At 63.0% G+C, this 20,281-nt stretch carries 19 protein-coding genes; 8 read left to right on the forward strand and 11 right to left on the reverse strand.

Annotated elements, in window-relative coordinates; all coding sequences use genetic code 11:
• Positions 1-37 precede the first annotated feature (37 nt).
• On the reverse strand, positions 38-1,381 hold the full coding sequence (gene chrA, locus WBK23_RS02875; RefSeq protein ID WP_424482479.1) for a chromate efflux transporter: 1,344 nt from the start codon (positions 1,379-1,381) through the stop codon (positions 38-40).
• A 140-nt stretch (positions 1,382-1,521) separates the two neighbouring features.
• On the opposite strand from chrA, the gene pbpG reads away from it, so the two are divergent.
• Positions 1,522-2,439, forward strand: a complete 918-nt coding sequence (pbpG, locus tag WBK23_RS02880) for a D-alanyl-D-alanine endopeptidase (protein ID WP_424482480.1) — start codon at positions 1,522-1,524, stop codon at positions 2,437-2,439.
• A 58-nt stretch (positions 2,440-2,497) separates the two neighbouring features.
• Here the strand turns inward: pbpG and WBK23_RS02885 are convergent, their stop codons facing one another.
• Positions 2,498-4,171: a putative bifunctional diguanylate cyclase/phosphodiesterase gene (locus tag WBK23_RS02885; protein WP_424482481.1), complete on the reverse strand. Its 1,674-nt coding sequence runs from the start codon at positions 4,169-4,171 to the stop codon at positions 2,498-2,500.
• A gap of 264 nt (positions 4,172-4,435) precedes the next feature.
• On the opposite strand from WBK23_RS02885, the gene rep reads away from it, so the two are divergent.
• Together rep and WBK23_RS02895 are read left to right on the forward strand one after the other, a co-directional pair.
• Positions 4,436-6,445 (forward strand): DNA helicase Rep, encoded by a 2,010-nt coding sequence (gene rep / locus WBK23_RS02890; protein WP_424482482.1) that lies wholly within the window; start codon positions 4,436-4,438, stop codon positions 6,443-6,445.
• 122 nt (positions 6,446-6,567) lie between these two features.
• Positions 6,568-7,140, forward strand: a complete 573-nt coding sequence (locus WBK23_RS02895) for a xanthine phosphoribosyltransferase (protein WP_424482483.1) — start codon at positions 6,568-6,570, stop codon at positions 7,138-7,140.
• A gap of 143 nt (positions 7,141-7,283) precedes the next feature.
• On the opposite strand, the gene WBK23_RS02900 is transcribed toward WBK23_RS02895, so the two are convergent.
• From WBK23_RS02900 to dadA, 5 genes are all read right to left on the reverse strand, one after another.
• On the reverse strand, positions 7,284-7,706 hold the full coding sequence (locus WBK23_RS02900; protein WP_424482484.1) for a c-type cytochrome: 423 nt from the start codon (positions 7,704-7,706) through the stop codon (positions 7,284-7,286).
• Between the two features lie 132 nt (positions 7,707-7,838).
• Positions 7,839-8,387, reverse strand: a complete 549-nt coding sequence (locus tag WBK23_RS02905; protein WP_424482485.1) for a cupin domain-containing protein — start codon at positions 8,385-8,387, stop codon at positions 7,839-7,841.
• Positions 8,388-8,488: 101 nt separating this feature from the next.
• The gene (alr, locus tag WBK23_RS02910) at positions 8,489-9,577 is read right to left on the reverse strand and encodes an alanine racemase (protein ID WP_424482486.1); all 1,089 of its coding nucleotides are present in this window, start codon (positions 9,575-9,577) and stop codon (positions 8,489-8,491) included.
• Between the two features lie 165 nt (positions 9,578-9,742).
• Positions 9,743-10,093 carry a RidA family protein gene (locus tag WBK23_RS02915; RefSeq protein ID WP_424482487.1) on the reverse strand — a complete coding sequence of 117 codons (351 nt, stop codon included), beginning with the start codon at positions 10,091-10,093 and terminating at the stop codon, positions 9,743-9,745.
• Positions 10,068-11,366, reverse strand: a complete 1,299-nt coding sequence (gene dadA / locus WBK23_RS02920; protein ID WP_424482488.1) for a D-amino acid dehydrogenase — start codon at positions 11,364-11,366, stop codon at positions 10,068-10,070. Before dadA ends, WBK23_RS02915 begins: the two co-directional genes overlap by 26 nt.
• A 154-nt stretch (positions 11,367-11,520) precedes the next feature.
• Here dadA and dadR point away from each other — a divergent pair, with 154 nt between their 5' ends.
• Positions 11,521-12,009: a transcriptional regulator DadR gene (gene dadR / locus WBK23_RS02925; protein ID WP_090250512.1), complete on the forward strand. Its 489-nt coding sequence runs from the start codon at positions 11,521-11,523 to the stop codon at positions 12,007-12,009.
• A 3-nt stretch (positions 12,010-12,012) separates the two neighbouring features.
• On the opposite strand, the gene WBK23_RS02930 is transcribed toward dadR, so the two are convergent.
• Entirely contained in the window at positions 12,013-12,366 is a 354-nt protein-coding gene (locus tag WBK23_RS02930) for a YkgJ family cysteine cluster protein (RefSeq protein ID WP_424482489.1), read from the reverse strand.
• Positions 12,367-12,541: 175 nt separating this feature from the next.
• On the opposite strand from WBK23_RS02930, the gene WBK23_RS02935 reads away from it, so the two are divergent.
• Positions 12,542-13,867, forward strand: a complete 1,326-nt coding sequence (locus WBK23_RS02935; RefSeq protein WP_424482490.1) for an NAD(P)/FAD-dependent oxidoreductase — start codon at positions 12,542-12,544, stop codon at positions 13,865-13,867.
• 5 nt (positions 13,868-13,872) lie between these two features.
• Here WBK23_RS02935 and WBK23_RS02940 read toward each other — a convergent pair whose 3' ends face one another.
• The gene (locus tag WBK23_RS02940; RefSeq protein ID WP_424482502.1) at positions 13,873-14,118 is read right to left on the reverse strand and encodes a DUF1127 domain-containing protein; all 246 of its coding nucleotides are present in this window, start codon (positions 14,116-14,118) and stop codon (positions 13,873-13,875) included.
• Between the two features lie 182 nt (positions 14,119-14,300).
• Here WBK23_RS02940 and WBK23_RS02945 point away from each other — a divergent pair, with 182 nt between their 5' ends.
• The gene (locus tag WBK23_RS02945) at positions 14,301-15,719 is read left to right on the forward strand and encodes a PLP-dependent aminotransferase family protein (protein ID WP_424482491.1); all 1,419 of its coding nucleotides are present in this window, start codon (positions 14,301-14,303) and stop codon (positions 15,717-15,719) included.
• Here WBK23_RS02945 and WBK23_RS02950 read toward each other — a convergent pair whose 3' ends face one another.
• A complete protein-coding gene (locus WBK23_RS02950; RefSeq protein ID WP_424482492.1) occupies positions 15,720-16,868 on the reverse strand; it encodes an MFS transporter in 1,149 nt (382 codons plus the stop codon). It abuts the gene before it with no gap.
• Positions 16,869-16,989: 121 nt separating this feature from the next.
• Positions 16,990-18,483 (reverse strand): aldehyde dehydrogenase, encoded by a 1,494-nt coding sequence (locus WBK23_RS02955; protein WP_424482493.1) that lies wholly within the window; start codon positions 18,481-18,483, stop codon positions 16,990-16,992.
• Positions 18,484-18,754: 271 nt separating this feature from the next.
• Between WBK23_RS02955 and WBK23_RS02960 the strand changes: the two genes are divergently transcribed.
• The gene (locus WBK23_RS02960; RefSeq protein ID WP_424482494.1) at positions 18,755-20,071 is read left to right on the forward strand and encodes an aspartate aminotransferase family protein; all 1,317 of its coding nucleotides are present in this window, start codon (positions 18,755-18,757) and stop codon (positions 20,069-20,071) included.
• 20 nt (positions 20,072-20,091) lie between these two features.
• Positions 20,092-20,281 (forward strand): cupin domain-containing protein (locus WBK23_RS02965; protein ID WP_424482495.1); only part of this gene is annotated, 190 nt, incomplete at its 3' end.

Raw genomic sequence — 20,281 nt, forward strand, 5'->3', positions numbered from 1 at the left:
GCTACACAGATCGCCGGGCAATCGCCCGGCGGTTTTTTTAGCGCAGTAGATACACCGCCAACCCCGCCAGCGCCGACACCAGCAGCACCTCCATCACCCCACGCTTGAAGCGCAGCAACGTCAGCGCCGCCGCCACGGCAAGCACAGCCGACGGCCAGTCGAAAGTCTCGCCGAAGCCCTGCGGCCAGAGCACGTGGTAGGCAAAGAACAGCGCCAGATTTAGGATCACCCCCACCACTGCGGCAGTAATCGCGGTTAGTGGCGCGGTGAATTTCAGCTCGCCATGGGTCGATTCCACCAGCGGCCCACCAGCGAGAATAAATAGAAAGGACGGCAGAAAGGTAAACCAGGTGACCAGCGCCGCCGCCACTGCGCCGCTGACAAAGCCCGAATCGCCACCAAATACCGGCTGCAGATAAGCCCCGACAAAGGCCACAAACGCCACCACCATGATCAGCGGCCCCGGCGTGGTTTCCCCCAGGGCCAGGCCGTCGATCATCTGCGTCGGCGTTAGCCAGCCGTAGTGGCCGATCGCTCCCTGGTAGACATACGGCAGCACCGCATAGGCACCGCCAAAGGTCAGCAGCGCCGCCTTGGTAAAAAACCAGGCCATCTGCGTCAGCGTGCCATCCCAGCCATACAGCCAGGTCAGCAGGCCCATCGGCAGCAACCAGAGCAGCGCGCCTACCAGCAGCAACAACGCCAGACGCGAAGCCCGAAAGCGCGTGTGCGCCGCCGGTGGGCTGTCATCATCGATCAGCGCCGGACCATAAGACTTGCCCTGTTGCGCATGCCCGCCGCCCAGACTGAACTGCTGCGGCAACAGACGGCCACCGAGGTAACCGAGCAGCGCTGCGCCAAGCACGATCAACGGAAACGGCACATTGAAGGCAAAAATCGCCACAAAGGAAGCCCCGGCAATACCCCACAGCCAGTTGTTCTTCAGCGCCCGTGAGCCGATGCGCCAGGCCGCCTGCATGACGATGGCGGTGACCGCCGGTTTGATCCCGTAGAAGATCCCCGCCACCAGCGGCACATCGCCATAAGCGATATACAGCCAGGACAGGCCGATCAGGATAAACAGCGACGGCAGCACGAACAGTACGCCGGCAATCACCCCGCCCCAGGTGCGGTGCAGCAGCCAGCCGATATAGGTGGCCAGCTGCTGCGCCTCCGGCCCCGGCAGCAGCATGCAGTAGTTCAGCGCATGCAGAAAACGCCGTTCGGACAGCCAGCGGCGCTTCTCCACCAGCTCCTGGTGCATGATCGCGATCTGCCCGGCCGGCCCGCCGAAGCTGATCAGGCCGAGCTTCAGCCAGAAAAGAACCGCCTCGCGCAGGCTGACCGAGGCAGGCGGGGAGTGTTCAGGCAGGCTGGACATGCGGTGGCTCACGGCAATCAGGGTTGGCGCACTATAGCGCGCCAGAATGACGATTTAAGCCTGCAGCGCTCAAGCTCGGGCACGGATTTCCGTATACTTGGCAGCGCGCACCCTCCTTCCAACCTGCCCGTGAAGCCTCCGTGAAAATCCGCCAATCGATAGTAAGCCTGCTGCTGATCTGCAGCTGCGTTGTAGTTGCATCGAACACCCAGGCCGCCGCGCCCAAGCAACAGGAACTGGCCGCCGGCAGCGCGCTGCTGGTCGATCTGCAGACCAACCAGGTGCTCTACGAGCGCAACGCCGACAGCGTGGTGCCGATTGCCTCGGTGACCAAGCTGATGACCGCCATGGTCACCCTCGACGCCAAGCTGCCGCTGGATCAGGTGCTGCCGATCATGATTCGCGACACCCATGAAATGCGCGGTGTATTCTCCCGCGTGCGCGTAGGCAGCGAGCTGAGCCGCCGCGACATGCTGCTGCTGGCCCTGATGGCCTCGGAAAACCGCGCCGCCGCGAGCCTGGCGCACCACTATCCGGGCGGCCACGCGGCCTTTGTCGCGGCGATGAACGCCAAGGCCCGCGCCCTGGGCATGAAGAGCTCACGCTTTGTCGAGCCCACCGGGCTGTCGGAGTACAACGTGTCGAGCGCCCGCGACCTGGTGCTGATGCTCCAGGCCGCACGCCAGTACCCGCTGATCAGCCAGTTCAGCACCACCTCGGAGAAGACCCAGGCGTTCCGCAAACCCAACTACAGCCTGGGCTTTCGCAACACCAACAACCTGGTGCGCAAGGCCGACTGGAGCGTGCAGCTGAGCAAGACCGGCTACACCGGTGAAGCCGGCCGCTGCCTGGTGATGAATACCGTAATGAATAAGCGCCAAGTGGCGTTCGTGGTGCTGGATGCCTTCGGCAAATACACCCATATGGCCGACGCCAATCGCCTCAAGCGCTGGCTGGAAACCGGCAAGGTCACCGCCGTACCAGCGGCGGCCATCAGCTACCGCCAACAGAAACTGGCGCAGCGCCAGGCCCAAGCCCAAAGCCAGACCGCGCAGTAAGCCCTTAAAACCCAAAAGGCCCGCAGCAAGTGCGGGCCTTTTTGCATCAGCGAGTAGCTCAGCTGTTGCTCAGTCCAAGCAAGGGCTGGCGCATGCCAAATACCAGGAACCGCGCCAGCTCGTTAAGCGGCAAGGCCTTGCTGATCAGGTAGCCCTGCACCTGATCGCAGCCGAACTGACGCAGCAGCGCCAGTTGCTCGGCGTTTTCCACGCCCTCGCCCACCACCTGCAGGTTGAGGTTGTGCGCCAGGTTGATCATCGCCCGTACCAGCTGGCGGTTCTCCGCGCGCTCGCTCATGCCGCCGACAAAGCTCTTGTCGATTTTCAGCAGGGTGATCGGCAGGTTGTTCAGGTGCACAAAGGAGGAGAATCCGGTGCCGAAATCGTCGAGGGAGAAACGCACGCCGAGGCGACCGAGGGCCAGCATGGTCTGCTGCACCTGATCGCTGCGGCGCATTACCGCGGTCTCGGTCAGCTCGAACTCCAGCCACTGCGCATCCACCCCGCGCTCTTCGATCAGGCGGCTGAGGGTCGGCAGCAGCTGGCTGTCCTGAAATTGGCGGAATGACAGGTTGATCGCCATATGCAGCGCCGGCAGGCCACGCCCGCGCAGCCACTGCATATCGCGCAGCGCGCGGGAAATCACCCAGTAGCCGAGCGGCACGATCAGCCCGCTTTCCTCGGCCAGCGGCACGAATTCGTTGGGGGCCAGCAGGCCGTGCACGCTGTGGCGCCAGCGCACCAGCGCTTCCAGGCCGACAATGCGCCCGGTCTGCAGGCACAGGCGCGGCTGGTAATGCAGCTCCAGCTCGTCACGGCGCAGGGCGCGGCGCAGTTCGCTTTCCAGGTCGGCCTGGTTGCGCGCGCTGCGGTTGATCCGCTCGTCATAGATATGAAAGGTGCAGCCCTGCTGACTCTTGGCCTGCTGCATGGCGATATGCGCATGCCACATCAGCGGGTCGGCACTGCCGCCTGCGCGGGAATGGGCCAGCCCCAGGCTGCAACCGATCAGCAGGCTTTCGCCGTCGATCCAGTAAGGCTCGCCCAGGGCTTCGGTCAGCTGCGCGGCCAGGCGTTCGGCGCGTTGCGGGTCGCGGCGGCTGTCGAGGAGCAAGGCGAATTCATCGCTGCCCAGCCGCGCCACCTGGTCGCCGGCCTGCAACTGCGCCTTGATCCGCGCCACCACCTGCAGAATCAGGCTGTCGCCGCCCTGGTAACCGAGGGCATCGTTGGCGTGGCGGAAGTTGTCCAAATCGAGGTGGCCGAGGGTCAGGCCGCGGCCTTCGTACTCGGCCAGGCGCGCGGCCAGCAGGGTCTGGAAACCCTGGCGGTTGGCGATGCCGGTCAGGGCATCCTGCTCGGCCAGGCGGTGCAAGGTGTCTTTCAGGTTGCCGCGCTCACGCGCATAGCGCAGGCAGCGGCGCAGCACTTCGGTACTGAGGTGCTCGCGCACCAGCCAGTCGCACACGCCATCCGGAACCTCGCTGGGTTCGGCGTCGAGCAGCAGGATAGTGGGTAGCGAACAGTGCCCGGGGGCAGGCAGGTAGCGCGGGGTGGTCAACAGCAGCGCGCTGCTGAGCGTATCGAATAGGCCGCTGGCCGCTTCCCAGGACGGTGCAGTAATCAGCGCATAGCCGCTGCCCAGAATGCTCAGGCGCTCACGCAGCGACTCGGCCCAGTCTGGCGCTTCGGCCAACAGGACCAACCGTAAAGGTTCGACTAACGCGGACAAACAACTTCCCCCACAGCACTATAAAGGGCAATACAGCCGCCCGGATGCGTCGTAATCGACGTCTAATCACGCACATCCGTGTGTCAGTGGCGCGTATCCTGCGGTCAGGTAATTCTCCGAAAGTGGCACCAGAGTACTGGATTGCTGAAATTAACCAAGCCTGGCGCATCGCCATTATGTGCGCTGCGACACACTTCCAGATGGTCACGGCAGAAAGCGCCGGGCCTGTTAAAATGCGCGCCCACTCCCCTGATGATCGATGCAATGTCCCGACTGAACCCCCGGCAGCAGGAAGCCGTGAACTACGTCGGCGGCCCACTTTTGGTGCTCGCCGGCGCAGGCTCCGGCAAGACCAGCGTGATCACCCGCAAGATCGCCCACCTGGTGCAGAACTGCGGCATCCAGGCCCGGCATATCGTCGCCATGACCTTTACCAACAAGGCCGCGCGCGAGATGAAAGAGCGTGTCGGCAGCCTGCTCAAGGGCCCCGAAGCCCGCGGCCTGACGGTGTCGACCTTCCACAATCTGGGCATGAACATCATCCGCAAGGAATACGCGGCGCTGGGTTACAAGCCGGGCTTCTCGATCTTCGACGAGGGCGATATCAAGGCGCTGCTGTCGGACATCATGCAGAAGGAATATGCCGGCGATGACGGCGCCGACGAGATCAAGAACTACATCGGCAGCTGGAAGAACGAGCTGATCCTGCCCGAGCAGGCCCTGGCCGAGTCGCGCAACCCCAAGGAACAGACCGCCGCCATCGTCTACCTGCACTACCAGCGCACGCTCAAGGCGTACAACGCGGTGGACTTCGACGACCTGATCCTGATGCCGGTGAAGCTGTTCCAGGACAATCCGGACATCCTGGAGAAGTGGCAGAACCGCATCCGCTACCTGCTGGTCGACGAATACCAGGACACCAACGCCAGCCAGTACCTGCTGGTGAAGCTGCTGGTGGGCATGCGCAACCAGTTCACCGTGGTCGGCGACGATGACCAGTCGATCTACGCCTGGCGCGGCGCGCGCCCGGAAAACCTGATGCTGCTGAAAGAGGATTACCCCTCGCTGAAGGTGGTGATGCTGGAGCAGAACTACCGCTCCACCAGCCGCATCCTCAAATGCGCCAACATTCTTATCGCCAACAACCCGCATGCGTTCGAGAAACAGCTGTGGAGCGAGATGGGCATGGGCGACGAGATCCGCGTGATCCGCTGCCGCAACGAGGACGCCGAATGCGAGCGGGTGGCCCTGGAGATCCTCACCGAGCACCTGCGCACCGAGCGCCCGTACAGCGACTACGCCATCCTTTATCGCGGCAACTACCAGGCCAAGCTGATGGAGCTGAAGCTGCAGCACCATCAGATTCCCTATCGCCTCTCGGGCGGCACCAGCTTCTTCGCCCGCCAGGAGGTGAAGGACCTGATGAGCTACTTCCGCCTGCTGGTCAACCCGGACGACGACAACGCCTTCCTGCGCGTGATCAACGTGCCGCGCCGCGAAATCGGCTCGACCACCCTGGAAAAGCTCGGCAACTACGCCACCAGCCGCAAGATCAGCATGTACGCCGCCGCTGGCGAAATCGGCCTCGGCGAGCAGCTGGATGCGCGCTACACCGAACGCCTGGCGCGCTTTACCAAGTGGATGGACCGGGTGCGCCAGGAATGCGCGCAGAATGACCCGATTGCGGCGATCCGCAGCATGGTCATGGACATCGACTACGAGAACTGGCTACGGCAGAACGCCTCCAACGACAAGGTTGCCGATGCACGCATGGGCAACGTCTGGTTTCTGGTCGAGGCGCTAAAGAACACATTGGAGCGCGACGAAGACGGCGACATGACCATCGAGGACGCCATCGGCAAGCTGGTGCTGCGCGACATGCTGGAACGCCAGCAGGAAGAAGAGGAAGGCGCCGAGGGTGTGCAGATGATGACTCTGCATGCCTCCAAGGGGCTGGAATACCCCTCGGTGTATATCCTCGGCGTGGAGGAGGAAATCCTCCCGCACCGCTCCAGCATCGAGGCCGACACGGTCGAGGAAGAGCGCCGCCTGGCCTACGTCGGCATCACCCGCGCCAAGCGCAACCTGACCATGACCTTCGCCGCCAAGCGCAAGCAATACGGTGAGATCATGGACTGCGCGCCGAGCCGCTTCCTCGATGAGCTGCCGCCCGAGGATCTAATCTGGGAAGGCCAGGACGACGCCCCTCCGGAGGTCAAGGCCGCCACTGGCAACTCGGCGCTGGCCAATATGCGCGCCATGCTGAAGAAATAAACCACGACTCTGCGTGGCTGGATCTAATCCGTAGAATTTCGTCCAGGATTGCATCCGCGCTACGCTGAACTATTACATCCCGGCACAGACCGGGCACCAGAAAGAACGACGAGGGTAACCGCGTGGAAGCGCTGAAACAGAAGATTCGCGAAGAAGGCACCGTGCTCTCTGACCAAGTGCTCAAGGTAGATGCTTTTCTCAATCACCAGATCGACCCAAAACTGATGCAGCAGGTCGGCCATGAGTTTGCCCTACGCTTCGCCGGCCAGGGCATCACCAAGATCGTCACCATCGAGGCCTCGGGTATTGCCCCGGCGGTGATGGCCGGCCTGGAACTGGGCGTACCGGTGATTTTCGCGCGTAAGTACCAGTCGCTGACGCTCAAGGACAACCTCTACATCTCCAAGGTGTTTTCCTTTACCAAGCAGACCGAAAGCACCCTGGCAATTGCCGCCAAGCACCTGAACGCCAAGGATCACGTGCTGCTGATCGACGATTTTCTCGCCAACGGCCATGCCGCCCGCGCCCTGATCGACCTGATCGGCCAGGCCGGCGCGAGCATCGCCGGCATCGGTGTGGTGATTGAAAAATCCTTCCAACGCGGCCGCGCCGAGCTGGATGCCCAGGGCTACCGGGTCGAGTCGCTGGCACGGATCAGCTCGCTGGCCGACGGCCAGGTCAGCTTTCTCGAATAAGCGCGGCAGGGCGAAACTCCAGGCATAAAAAATTTCCGGGAGAAATTTTTCACGTCGCACCAGCGACGGCCCGCAGGGTGGCCGCCAAGGATGGCAGGCCATAAAAAAACCGCCCTCAGGCGGTTTTTTTAGTGATGCTCGGCTTACAGGCCCGACATCTTCTGGATCGCGCCACGCAGCTCGTCATCCGAGCAATCGGCGCAGGTGCCTTTCGGCGGCATGGCGTTGATGCCGGAAATAGCTTTGGCCAGGATGCCATCGAGGCCGCCCTGGTGGTCAGCGCGTTCTTTCCAGGCAGCGGTGTCGCCAATTTTCGGCGCGCCCAGGATGCCTGGGGTATGACAGGCACCGCAGTGCTTGGCAATGATGTCATCGGCAGTACGTGCAGCGCCGCCAGCGGCAACTGCCACCGCGCCAACACCCTTGCACTCTTCACCCATTACGCAGACTTGACCTACCGGCTTCAGTCGCTCGGCAATGGCTTCGTCGGTCGTGGCCTGAGCAGTCACTGCCCACAGGGCCAATACGGTAGCCGGTGCTACCAGGATCTTTTTAATCAGGTTCACGGTACACCCTCATCGTGGCTAGTCACGCTCGCGGCCACGGTTTCGCGAGCGGGCGACAGTATAACGAGAAGCCGCTGCCGCTGAAACAACCCAGATTGTCGCAGGGTTATTAGTCTTTCAGCGGGCAGACGGTTAGAAGTTAGCGGGCGTGGTGGCGCTGATCAGACGCGCCGGCTGCTCGAATGGGTTGCGGAATCGATGCGGCTTGCTGCTCTCGAAGTAGTAGCTATCGCCCGGCTCGAGGATAAATACCTCGTCGCCTACGGTCAGCTCCAGCTTGCCTTCAACCAGCATGCCGGCCTCTTCACCTTCATGGGCGTACATCTCGTCGCCGGTGTCAGTGCCGACGGGGTAGGTTTCATCGAGGAAGGCAATGGCCCGGCTCGGATGCGCCTTGCCCACCAGCTTCATGGTGATGGCCCCGCTGTAGATATCGGTGAGTTCGGCGGCGCGATAGACCACCTGAGCCTGGTTATCCTGCTCCACATCCAGGGAGAAGAACTCCACCAGCGACATGGGGATGCCCGCCAACACCTTTTTCAACGAACTGATCGAAGGGCTTACGCTGTTCTTCTCGATCATCGAAATGGTGCTGTTGGTGACGCCCGCCCGCTTGGCGAGTTCACGCTGGGAAAGGCCTTTGAGTTTGCGAATGGATTGCAGTCGAACACCGACGTCCAATGCTGGAGTCCCCCTCGGGAATATGCGGAAAAGTCGCCGTATCATGGCAACAGCGTTCAGTATTTACAACACCCTGAACGAATTCCTTGGCAAACGCCCGTTTAACTCCCGAGATAGAGCAGTGGCACCCGGCGCAGATTGCAGAAAAGCTGGTAGGGAATGCTGCCGGCCTGAGCGGCCACATCGCTGGCCAGCACCTGCTTGCCCCACAACTCGACTCGGCTGCCCAGGCCCGCTTGCGGCAGATCGGTGAGGTCAACGGTGAGCATATCCATCGACACCCGGCCGATCAGGCGAGCCAGTTGGCCGTCAACCATCACCGGCGTGCCGGTTGGCGCGTGGCGTGGGTAGCCATCGGCATAACCCATGGCGACCACACCGACACGGGTCGCCCGCTCGCTGACAAAGCGCGCGCCGTAACCCACCGGCTCGCCGGCCGGCAGTTCGCGCACGCTGATGATCTTCGATTCCAGGGTCATCACCGGTTGCAGACGCGCCGCCACGGCCTGCGCCTGCTCGAACGGGGTGGCGCCGTAGAGCATGATGCCGGGACGCACCCAGTCACTCGGCACCTGCTTTTCAAATAGCTGGGGCCAACCCAATACGGCTGGCGAATTGCGCAGGCTGACCTCGGCGACAATGCCCTGGCGCGCCTGCTGAAAGACCGCCAACTGCTCCTCGCTGCGCGGGCAGTCCAGCTCGTCGGCGCGGGCAAAGTGGCTCATCAGTACGACTTTCGCCACCTTGCCACTGGCCAGCAGGCGCTGATAAGTCGCCTGATAATCGGCCGGATGCAGGCCGACGCGGTGCATGCCGCTGTCCATTTTCAGCCAGACCGTCAACGGCTTGCGCAGAGTGCTGCGCTCGATGGCTTCGAGCTGCCACAACGAATGCACCACGCACCACAGCTCGTGCTGCTCGATCAGCGGCAATTCGTCGGCTTCGAAAAACCCTTCCAGCAGCAGGATCGGCCCACGAATGCCGGCCTCACGCAGTTGCAGCGCCTCTTCGATACAGGCCACGGCAAAGCCATCGGCCTGCTCCTGCAACGCCTGGGCGCAGCGCACCGCGCCATGGCCGTAGGCGTCTGCCTTGATCACTGCCAGGGCGCGCGCGCCACTGAGTTCACGGGCCAATTGGTAGTTGTGACGCAGGGCGTTGAGGTCGATCAGGGCACGGGCAGGACGCATGATGTTCTCGGCTATCAGTAGTACTCAGGCTATAAAAAATGGCCGGGAGCCATTTTTAACATTGCACAGCAATGGCCCGAAGGGTGGCCGCCAGGGATGGCAGGCTATAAAAAAGCCCGGTGTGATGGCCGGGCAAACACTTATCGCAAATGGGATGGAGCCGGCTTAGAGCGCCGCCACCACGGTGATCTCCACTAGAACCTCAGGCTTGTACATCTTCGCCTCGACGCAGGCCCTTGCCGGTGCGGCACCGGGCGCGACCCAGGCGTCCCAGACCTGGTTGAACCCGGCGTAATCACGCTCCAGGTCCTTAAGGTAGATGGTCACCGAAAGGATCTTCGCCTTGTCACTGCCGGCCTCGGCCAGCATGCGGTCGGTATTGGCCAGGGTTTCGCGGGTTTGCTGCGCGATGTCGCCGCTGTAATCGTCGGCCAGCTGGCCGGCCAGGTAAACCGTGCCGTTATGGATGACGATTTCGCTGTAGCGGCTTTCAGTGCGCAGGCGCTGTACTGACATGCTTGTGACTCTCCTGGGTACGGCTGTAACGGGAAATATCCAGACCTTCGGCGCTGATTTGCGGGCGCTTCTTGGCGATCAGGTCGGCGAGTAGACGACCAGAACCGCAGGCCATGGTCCAGCCTAGTGTGCCGTGACCGGTATTGAGGAACAAATTGCGCAGGCGAGTGCCGCCAACAATCGGCGTGCCGTCTGGGGTGGCCGGGCGCAGGCCAGTCCAGAATTCGGCCTGGCTCAGATCGCCACCCTGCGGGTAGAGATCGGCGGTAATCATTTCCAGGGTCGCGCGACGCTTTGGGTTCAAATGCAGGTCGAAACCGGCGATCTCGGCCATGCCGCCGACGCGGATGCGCTGGTCGAAACGGGTGATGGCGACCTTGTAGGTTTCATCGAGGATGGTCGAGGTCGGTGCCATCGTCGCATTGGTGATCGGCACGGTCAGCGAGTAGCCCTTGAGCGGATACACCGGAGCCTTGATGCCCAGCGGCTTGAGCAGTTGCGGGCTGAAGCTGCCGAGCGCCAGCACGTAGCGGTCGGCGGTTTCCAGCTTGCCGTCGATCCACACGCCATTGACCCGATCACCCACGGCGTCGATGCGCTGAATGTTCTGGCCGAAGCGGAACTGCACACCCAGTTTGATGCACATTTCCGCCAGCTTGGTGGTGAACAGCTGGCAATCGCCGGTCTGATCGTTGGGCAGACGCAGCGCGCCGGCCAGTTTGTCGGTAACGGCGGCCAGGGCCGGCTCAACGCGGGCGATGCCAGCGCGGTCGAGCAATTCATAAGGCACGCCGGACTGTTTTAGTACGGCGATGTCTTTGGCGGCGTTATCCAACTGCGCCTGGGTGCGGAACAGCTGGGTGGTGCCCAGGCTGCGGCCTTCATAAGCGATACCGGTTTCGGCGCGTAGCTCGTCGAGGCAATCGCGGCTGTACTCGGACAGACGCACCATGCGCTCCTTGTTCACCGCATAACGGCTGGCGGTGCAGTTGCGCAGCATCTGCGCCATCCACAGGTATTGGTCGATATCGGCGGTGGCCTTGATCGCCAGTGGTGCATGCTTCTGCAGCAACCACTTAATGGCTTTCAGCGGCACGCCCGGCGCAGCCCAGGGCGAGGCATAGCCAGGCGACACCTGGCCAGCGTTGGCAAAACTGGTTTCCATGGCCGGGGCGTTCTGCCGATCGACCACCACCACTTCAAAACCCTGACGCGCCAGGTAATACGCACTGGCTGTGCCAATCACACCGCTACCGAGAACCAGAACCCGCATGTTGCTCTCCTCGCCGCGCCCAGCGCGACGGATAATTCTTGAGACCGCTATGGGGCGCAGTATAGGAAGAGAGCAGCAGTGTAATTCACTATATAAACAGCTATATTTGGCGACAATTATTGGCAAAATCGCCTTTTACAGAGGGGTATCCACCGTGCGCACCCAGCATCAGAGCCGCCGCGAACTGGACAAAATCGACCGCAATATCCTGCGCATCCTGCAGGAAGACGGGCGCATCAGCTTCACCGAGCTGGGCGAGCGGGTCGGCCTGTCGACCACGCCCTGCACCGAGCGCGTGCGCCGTCTGGAGCGCGAAGGGATCATCATGGGCTACCACGCCCGGCTCAACCCGCAGCAGCTCAAGGCCAGCCTGCTGGTGTTCGTCGAGATCAGCCTGGACTACAAGTCCGGCGACACCTTCGAGGAGTTCCGCCGCGCCGTGCTCAAGCTGCCGCACGTGCTCGAATGCCATCTGGTGTCCGGCGACTTCGACTACCTGGTGAAGGCGCGCATCAATGAGATGGCCAGCTACCGCAAGCTACTCGGCGACATCCTGCTCAAGCTACCGCACGTGCGCGAGTCGAAGAGCTATATCGTCATGGAAGAGGTGAAAGAGAGCCTGAGCCTGCCGATTGCCGACTAGCCCTCAGACCAACACCTGACGGGTGCTGGCAATCAGCTGATGCACACGTTTTTCCACTGCTGGCTCGATCATCTGCTCCGGCCCCTGGCCGCGCGGGCACGGCAGGCTCGGCGTGGTGCCGAACAGCCGGCAGATCAGCGGGCGCTGCTCATACACCGTGCAGCCTTGCGGACCGAGGTGTACGCAGTTGTACTCGGCCAGCGCGGCGTCGTGCTCGGCAGCGCTTTTCACCGGTAGGCGCGACATTTCTTCAGATGAGGCGGTAACCGGGCCACAGCAATCGTGGCAGCCCGGCACGCAGGCGAAACTGGGGATCTGCAAACGCAGCTGGTCGATCTTGCGGCTGGTGCAACTCATCGGCAACGCTCGGAAAAATACCCGCGCATGTTAACCGCCAGCCTCGGTTCTGCGCCGGTAAACGACGACCGGCGACCGGGAAAAACAGTTTTTACCGCTGCCCCTCTTGGCTAGCGGCAAGTCACGCGCTTATCCTGCGTCAAATTTTAACAACACCTCACACAGGATTTCGCACATGAACGCCCGCGTTCACCAGCCGCAACAGCCAGCCGTGCACAGCGACCAGCACGCCCCCTCCTATTACGCCGCCACTGCCAACCAGCAGCTGGCCTACCCGCCGCTGGCGGGTGAGGAGCTGGCCGATGTGTGCATTGTCGGTGGCGGGTTCTCCGGCCTGAACACCGCGATCGAGCTGGCCCAGAAGGGCTTCTCGGTGGTGTTGCTGGAGGCGCACAAGATCGGCTGGGGGGCCAGCGGACGCAATGGCGGCCAGCTGATTCGCGGCGTCGGTCATGGCGTCGAGCAGTTCGAAGGGGTGATTGGTCAAAACGGCGTGCGGGCGATCAAGCTGATGGGCCTAGAGGCGGTGGAGATCGTTCGTCAGCGGGTCGAGCACTTCAATATCGACTGCGACCTGACTTGGGGCTACTGCGACCTGGCCAACAAGCCCGCGCACCTGGCCGACTTTGCCGAAGACAAGGCCGAACTGGAAAGCCTCGGCTATCGCCACGAACTGCGCCTGCTGCAAGCGGAGCAGATGCACCAGGTGGTCGGCTCAGACCGCTACGCCGGCGGCATGATCGATATGGGCTCCGGTCACCTACACCCGCTCAACCTGGCGCTCGGCGAAGCGGCAGCCGCCACCTCGCTCGGGGTCAAACTGTTCGAGCATTCGGCCGTCACGCAGATCGACTACGGCCCGCAAGTGACGGTGCATACCGCTAACGGCAAGGTGCGCGCCACGACCCTGGTGCTGGCCTGCAACGCGTACCTCAATGGCCTCAATAGCAAGCTGGGCGGCAAGGTGCTGCCCGCCGGCAGTTACGTGATCGCCACCGAGCCGCTGTCCGCCGCCGAAGCGCGGGCGATCATTCCGCAGAACATGGCGCTGTGCGACCAGCGCGTGACGGTGGATTACTTCCGCCGATCCGCCGACAACCGCCTGCTGTTCGGTGGGGCCTGCCACTACTCGGGCCGCGACCCGGCGGATATTGCCGGCTATATGCGGCCGAAGATGCTGGCGGTGTTCCCCCATCTCGCCGACGTGAAGATCGACTACCAGTGGGGCGGCATGATCGGCATCGGTGCCAACCGCCTGCCGCAGATCGGCCGGCTCAAGGACCAGCCGAACGTGTTCTACGCCCAGGCCTACGCCGGCCACGGCGTGAACGCCACCCACCTAGCAGGCAAGTTGCTGGCCGAAGCCATCAGCGGCCAGCAAGGTGGCGGCTTCGAGCTATTCGACAAGGTGCCGCATATGACCTTCCCAGGCGGCAAGCACCTGCGCTCGCCATTACTGGCGCTGGGTATGCTCTGGCACCGCTTCAAGGAAATTCTCTAAGCGCCTTAGAGAGTCCAGAACGGGCGCAAAGCCTCGCGCCGCGCCTGCTCTGGGCTTAAGCCAATATCCTTGAGCTGCTCGGGGGTCAGCTCGAGCAGCGCGCGACGCGTGCTCAGCCGCCGGTAAAAGCACTGCCAGCGCGCGCTCAGCGTGGTTCCGCTTTCCGCCTGGGCATGCACCTGCCCAACGCTAGCAACGTCCTGTAATTCCTTGGCCTGCAGAGTCAACCGCAGATCACTGAGCCCGTTCATCGCTCTCTCCCGCTTGGAAGGCTTGTGGGAGTTCATGATGTGCGCCACAGAAAAAGCACGACAGATTCAAAAATGTATTTTTAAATACATACAGATATCGCCAAACGCGCTCTGAATGGCGGATTTATCGCCGATCTGTACTGGCCTGGTGTAATACAGGCCGAAATTGCGAGGCAACTGTCATGACCCTCTACGTCAACCTAGCCGATTTGCTCGGCGCGCGAATCGAACACGGCCTGTATCGACCCGGTGATCGCCTGCCCTCAGTGCGCGCCCTCAGCCTCGAGCACGGCGTCAGCCTGAGCACCGTGCAGCAAGCCTATCGCTACCTGGAAGACCAGGGCCTGGCCACGCCCAAGCCGAAATCCGGCTACTTCGTCCCGCTGGCGCGGGAAAAACCCGCCCTGCCGATGATCAGCCGCGCCGCCCAACGGCCGGTGGATATCTCACAGTGGGACCAGGTGCTCGAACTGATCAGCGTGCCGCCCGGCGGCGATGTGCTGCAACTGGGGCGCGGCATGCCGGATATCAGCAGCCCGACCCTCAAGCCGCTGCTGCGCACCCTGTCGCGCATGAGCCGCCGTCAGGAGATCAAGGAACTGAGCTATGGCTGCCTGCAGGGCGACCCGGGCCTGCGCGAGCAGCTGTCGCGACTGATGCTCGATTCCGGCTGCCAGGTGGCGATGGCCGATATCGTCACCACCACCGGCTGCCACGAGGCGCTGGCGGTGGCGATTCGCGCGGTGTGCGAGCCCGGCGATATTGTCGCGGTGGATTCGCCGAGCTTTCACGGCGTGATGCAGGCGCTCAAGGGCTTCGGCATGAAAGCTCTGGAGCTGCCCACCGACCCGCTCACTGGGATCAGCCTGGAGGCCCTGGAACTGGCCCTGGAACAGTGGCCGATCAAGGCCATCCAGCTCACGCCCAACTGCAACAACCCGCTCGGCTACATCATGCCGGAGGCCAACAAACGCGCGCTGCTGGCCCTGGCGCAACGCTATGACGTGGCGATCATCGAGGACGATGTCTACGGCGAACTGGCCTACAGCTACCCACGCCCGCGCAGCATCAAGTCCTATGACGAAGACGGCCGCGTGCTGTTCTGCAGCTCGTTCTCCAAGACCCTGGCCCCCGGCCTGCGCACCGGCTGGATCGCCCCTGGGCGCTACCTGCAGCAGGTGCTGCACCTGAAGTACATGGGCACAGGGATGAGCGCGCAACTGCCGCAACTGGCACTGGCCGAATTTATCGAAAGCGGCTACTACGAGCCGCACCTGCGGCGCATGCGCAGCCAGTACGCGCGCGGGCTGGAGCTGATGACCGACTGGGTCAGCCGCTACTTCCCGGCGGGCACGCGGGTCAGCCGGCCGCAAGGCGGATTTATGCTGTGGCTGGAACTGGAGCAAGGCTTCGACAGCCAGCGCCTGAACCGCGTGCTGCTGCCGCACAAGATCCAGATCGCCCCCGGCAGCATCTTTTCCGCGGCCGGCAAATACCGCAATTGCCTGCGCATCAACTATGCCGCCAAGCCCAGCGCGCGCCTCGAAGAAGCGCTACGCCAGACCGGGGCCTGCGTCGCCGAGCTGCTAGCCGAACACTGACTAAGCCCTGACGGCCACCGCGTCACTAAACGCGCCGCGGCGAAACGCCAGCCAGACGAACACCGCTGCGCCCAGCGCGATCAGTACCGGCAAGGCATGCCCGCTGAGCCACTGGCTGGCCGCGCCGGTGGACAGCGGCCCGAGCAGGCAACCGGTACCCCAGAGCAAGGCGATATGCGCATTGGCGCGCACCAGGGCATCGTCACGGTAGCGCTGGCCGACCAGGATCAGCGACAGGGTATACAAGCCGCCGGCGCTGGCCCCGAACAACAGCAACAACAGCCAGATCAGCGGCGTGTGCAGCAGCAGCGGAATGCCCAGGCTCGACAGCAGCAGCACCACACCACAACCGCGGAACAGGGTCTGCCGCGGCACCCGGTCAGCCATCCAGCCGAGCGGTAGCTGCAAGGCCGCATCGCCGACCACCACCACGCTGACCATGATCAACGCCAGCTGCTGGGCGAAGCCCTCACGCAGCAGGTACACCGGCAGCAGGGTCAGCACCATGGCCTCGAAGGCGGCAAACAGCAGCACCGCCCAGGCAATCGCCGGCGAAGCGCGACAAAACACCAGCACACCACGCCCGGACGCGTTGTGCGCATCGACCTTGGGCGCTCCGTCGCGGCCCAGCAACAACAGGCTGCCGCCGACCAACAGCGCGGCAGAGCACCAGAAGCCGCGATCCGTTTCGGTGCCGAGCAGGGTCAGCAGCAACGGCCCACACAGCTGGCTCAGCGCGAAACCGGTGCCATACAGCGCCACCAGACGGCCACGCAGACGGTCCTCGACCAGCTGGTTGATCCAGCTTTCACCGAGCACGAACACCACGGTCAGGGAAATGCCGATCAGCAAACGCAGCAGCAGCCAAAGCGGGTAGCTCGGCATCACGCTGAGCAAACCGACCGAGACCGCACTGGCCAACAGGCACAGGCGCAGGGTTTGCGGCGTGCCGAACCAGCCCGCCAGGTGCCCGGTCAGGCGCGCCCCGAGCAGCACGCCAACGGCCGGCATGCCCGCCATCACACCAATCGCAAAGGGGCCATAGCCCCAGGCCTCCAGGCGGAATGACACCAACGGCAGCGTCACCCCGAGCGACAGCCCAACTATCACCACCGCCGCGCTGACGGCGAAATAGGTTGCCCACTTCATAGCTCGACTCCCTGTGGAGCTCACGGCGCAGAAACACGGCGGCCGAGCTCCTGCAAGGGAGCCCGGCCGCGGGTTTGGCTTATACGCGCCGGCCCAGACGGGCCGGCCTACAGGCCTCGGTTTACAGCTTGATCCAGGTGGCTTTCAGCTCGGTGTACTTGTCGAAGGCATGCAGCGACTTGTCGCGGCCGTTGCCCGACTGCTTGAAGCCGCCGAACGGTGCGGTCATGTCGCCGCCGTCGTACTGGTTGACCCACATGCTGCCGACGCGCAGCGCCTTGGCCGCCAGGTGCGCCTTGGACAGGTTGTTGGTCCAGATCGCCGCAGCCAGACCGTAGATGCTGTCGTTGGCGATCTTGATCGCTTCATCGACGGTATCGAAGGTGATCACCGAGAGTACCGGGCCAAAGATCTCTTCGGCGGCGATACGCATGCTGTTGTTGACGTTGTCGAAGATGGTCGGCTCGACATACACGCCGCCGGTCTCTTCCAGGGTGCGCTTGCCGCCGCAGAGCAAGGTGGCGTTTTCGGCATGCCCGGCTTCGATATAGGCCAGCACGCTGTTGAGGTGGCCAGTATCGACCAGTGCGCCAACGCTGGTGGCCGGGTCCAGGGCGTGACCGGCTTTCCAGCCTTTCATGGCCTCCAACAGCAGGGCCATAAATTCATCTTTCACCGAGCGCTCGATCAGCAGGCGCGAACCGGCGGTGCACATCTCGCCCTGGTTGAAGCAGATCGCGGCAGCGGCGGCTTCGGCGGCCTCTTTCAGGCACGGCGCATCGGCGAAGACGATGTTGGCGCTCTTGCCGCCGGCTTCCAGCCAGACGCGTTTCATGTTCGATTCGCCGGCGTAGATCATCAGTTGCTTGGCGATCTTGGTCGAACCGGTGAACACCAGGGTGTCGACGTCCATGTGCAAGGCCAGCGCCTTGCCCACGGTGTGGCCGTAGCCTGGCAGAATGTTCAGCACGCCCGCCGGGATACCGGCTTCGAGGGCCAGCTGAGCCAGACGAATGGCGGTCAGCGGCGACTTCTCGGACGGTTTGACGATCACCGAGTTACCGGTCGACAGCGCCGGGCCGAGCTTCCAGCAGGTCATGATCAGCGGGAAGTTCCACGGCACGATGGCCGCCACCACGCCCACCGGCTCACGGGTGATCAGGCCCAGTTCGTCGTGCGGAGTAGCCGCCACTTCGTCGTAGATCTTGTCGATCGCTTCACCGCTCCAGCGGATCGCCCGCGAGGCGCCCGGCACGTCGACGCTCAGGGCATCGCCGATAGGCTTGCCCATGTCGAGGGTTTCCAGCAGGGCCAGCTCTTCGGCGTGGGCATCCATCAGATCGGCGAAGCGGATCATGATTTTCTTGCGCTCAACCGGCTTCAGTCGCGACCACACGCCCGACTCGAAGGTGGCGCGAGCATCGGCCACGGCCAGTTCGGCATCGGCCAGGTCGCAGCTGGCAACCTTGCCCAGCAGGCGGCCATCGACCGGGCTGATGCAATCGAAAGTGGCTTTGGACACGGCGTCGGTGGACTCGCCGTGGATAAAGGCGCGGCCTTCAATCTGCAGTTGCTGGGCACGTTGCTCCCAGTCGGCGCGGGTCAGGGTAGTCATGGGAGCGTCCTCTTTTATTAATGCTCTTTATTAGTAGAGCAGTGCGCTGCGCGAGCGGCGCGCACTGTCAAAAATTCTGCAAGGCCAACCAACAGGCGGACATGCCGGCAACCCTAAACCAGGGCAGTGTTCTATTTCAATATTTTTTACACTCGTACCGGCAAAAGCCTTGTCATGTTCGTTTTATTAAACATAGACTGCGCCACTTGTGGCCTGAGCCAAGCGCCACGCTTACCTTGTTCGTCGCCCACGTCTTCGGTAACCCCTAAAAATGCTCAATAAAAACAACAATCTCGATCAGTTCTGGATGCCTTTCACCGCCAACCGCCAGTTCAAGGCCAAACCGCGCCTGCTGGAAAGCGCCTCCGGCATGTACTTCACCAGCAGCGATGGCCGCCAGGTGCTGGATGGCACCGCCGGCCTGTGGTGCTGCAACGCCGGCCACGGACGCCGCGAGATCACCGAGGCGGTGAGCAAGCAGATCGCCAAGCTGGATTTCGCCCCGACCTTCCAGATGGGTCACCCGCTGCCGTTCGAACTGGCCGAACGCCTCGCCGAAATCGCCCCCAAGGGCCTGAACAAGGTGTTCTTCACCAACTCGGGCTCGGAGTCGGCGGACACCGCCCTGAAAATCGCCCTGGCTTACCAGCGCGCCATCGGCCAGGGCACCCGTACCCGCCTGATCGGCCGCGAGCTGGGCTACCACGGCGTCGGCTTCGGTGGTATCTCGGTCGGCGGCATGGTCAACAACCGCCGCGCCTTCGGCCTGCAACTGCCGGGTGTCGATCACCTGCCGCACACCCTGGACGTGGCGCGTAACGCCTTCAGTAAAGGCCTGCCAGAATTCGGCGTAGAAAAAGCCGACGAGCTGGAGCGCCTGGTCACCCTGCATGGCGCGGAGAACATCGCCGCGGTAATCGTCGAGCCGATGTCTGGCTCCGCCGGGGTGATTTTGCCGCCGGTTGGCTACCTGCAGCGGCTGCGCGAGATCACCCGCAAGCACGGCATCCTGCTGATCTTCGACGAAGTGATCACCGGCTTCGGCCGCGTCGGCGAGGCCTTTGCCGCACAGCGCTGGGGTGTAACCCCGGACATTCTGACCAGCGCCAAGGGCCTGACCAACGGCGCCATCCCAATGGGCGCGGTATTCGCCCACGAGGACATCTACCAGGCCATGATGAGCGGCCCGGACAGCGCCATCGAGTTCTTCCACGGCTATACCTATTCCGGTCACCCGGTGGCCTGCGCCGCCGCCCTGGCCACCCTCGACATCTATCAGCGCGAGCAGCTGTTCCAGCAGGCGATCAATCTGGAAAGCTACTGGAGCGATGCCCTGCACAGCCTCCGCGATTTGCCCAACGTGCTGGATATTCGCAGTATCGGCCTGGTCGGCGGCGTGCAGCTGGCGCCGAATGCCGAAGGCATCGGCAAACGCGGCTTCCAGGTGTTCGAGCAATGCTTCCAGGACGACCTGATGGTGCGCTGCACCGGCGATACGATCGCCATGTCGCCGCCGCTGATCGTTGAAAAGGCGCAGATCGACACCCTGGTCGACAGACTCGCCAACGCCATTCGTAAAGCGGTTTAACCCCCTACTTGGAAAGCCCTATGAACATCGACCAAATCGTTGATTTCGCCCAGTCCAGCGCCGCCCCGGAACACTACCGCCCGGCGCCGGAGAAAGTCCTCAAAGGCGACCCGGCGCAAAGCGTCACCAACCACTACGCCAGCCCTTGCGGCCAGTTCAACACCGGCATCTGGGAAGGCGCGCCAGGGCAGTGGACGATCAATTACACCG

Origin of the sequence: Pseudomonas sp., assembly GCF_049653025.1 — a bacterium.
GTDB lineage: Bacteria > Pseudomonadota > Gammaproteobacteria > Pseudomonadales > Pseudomonadaceae > Aquipseudomonas.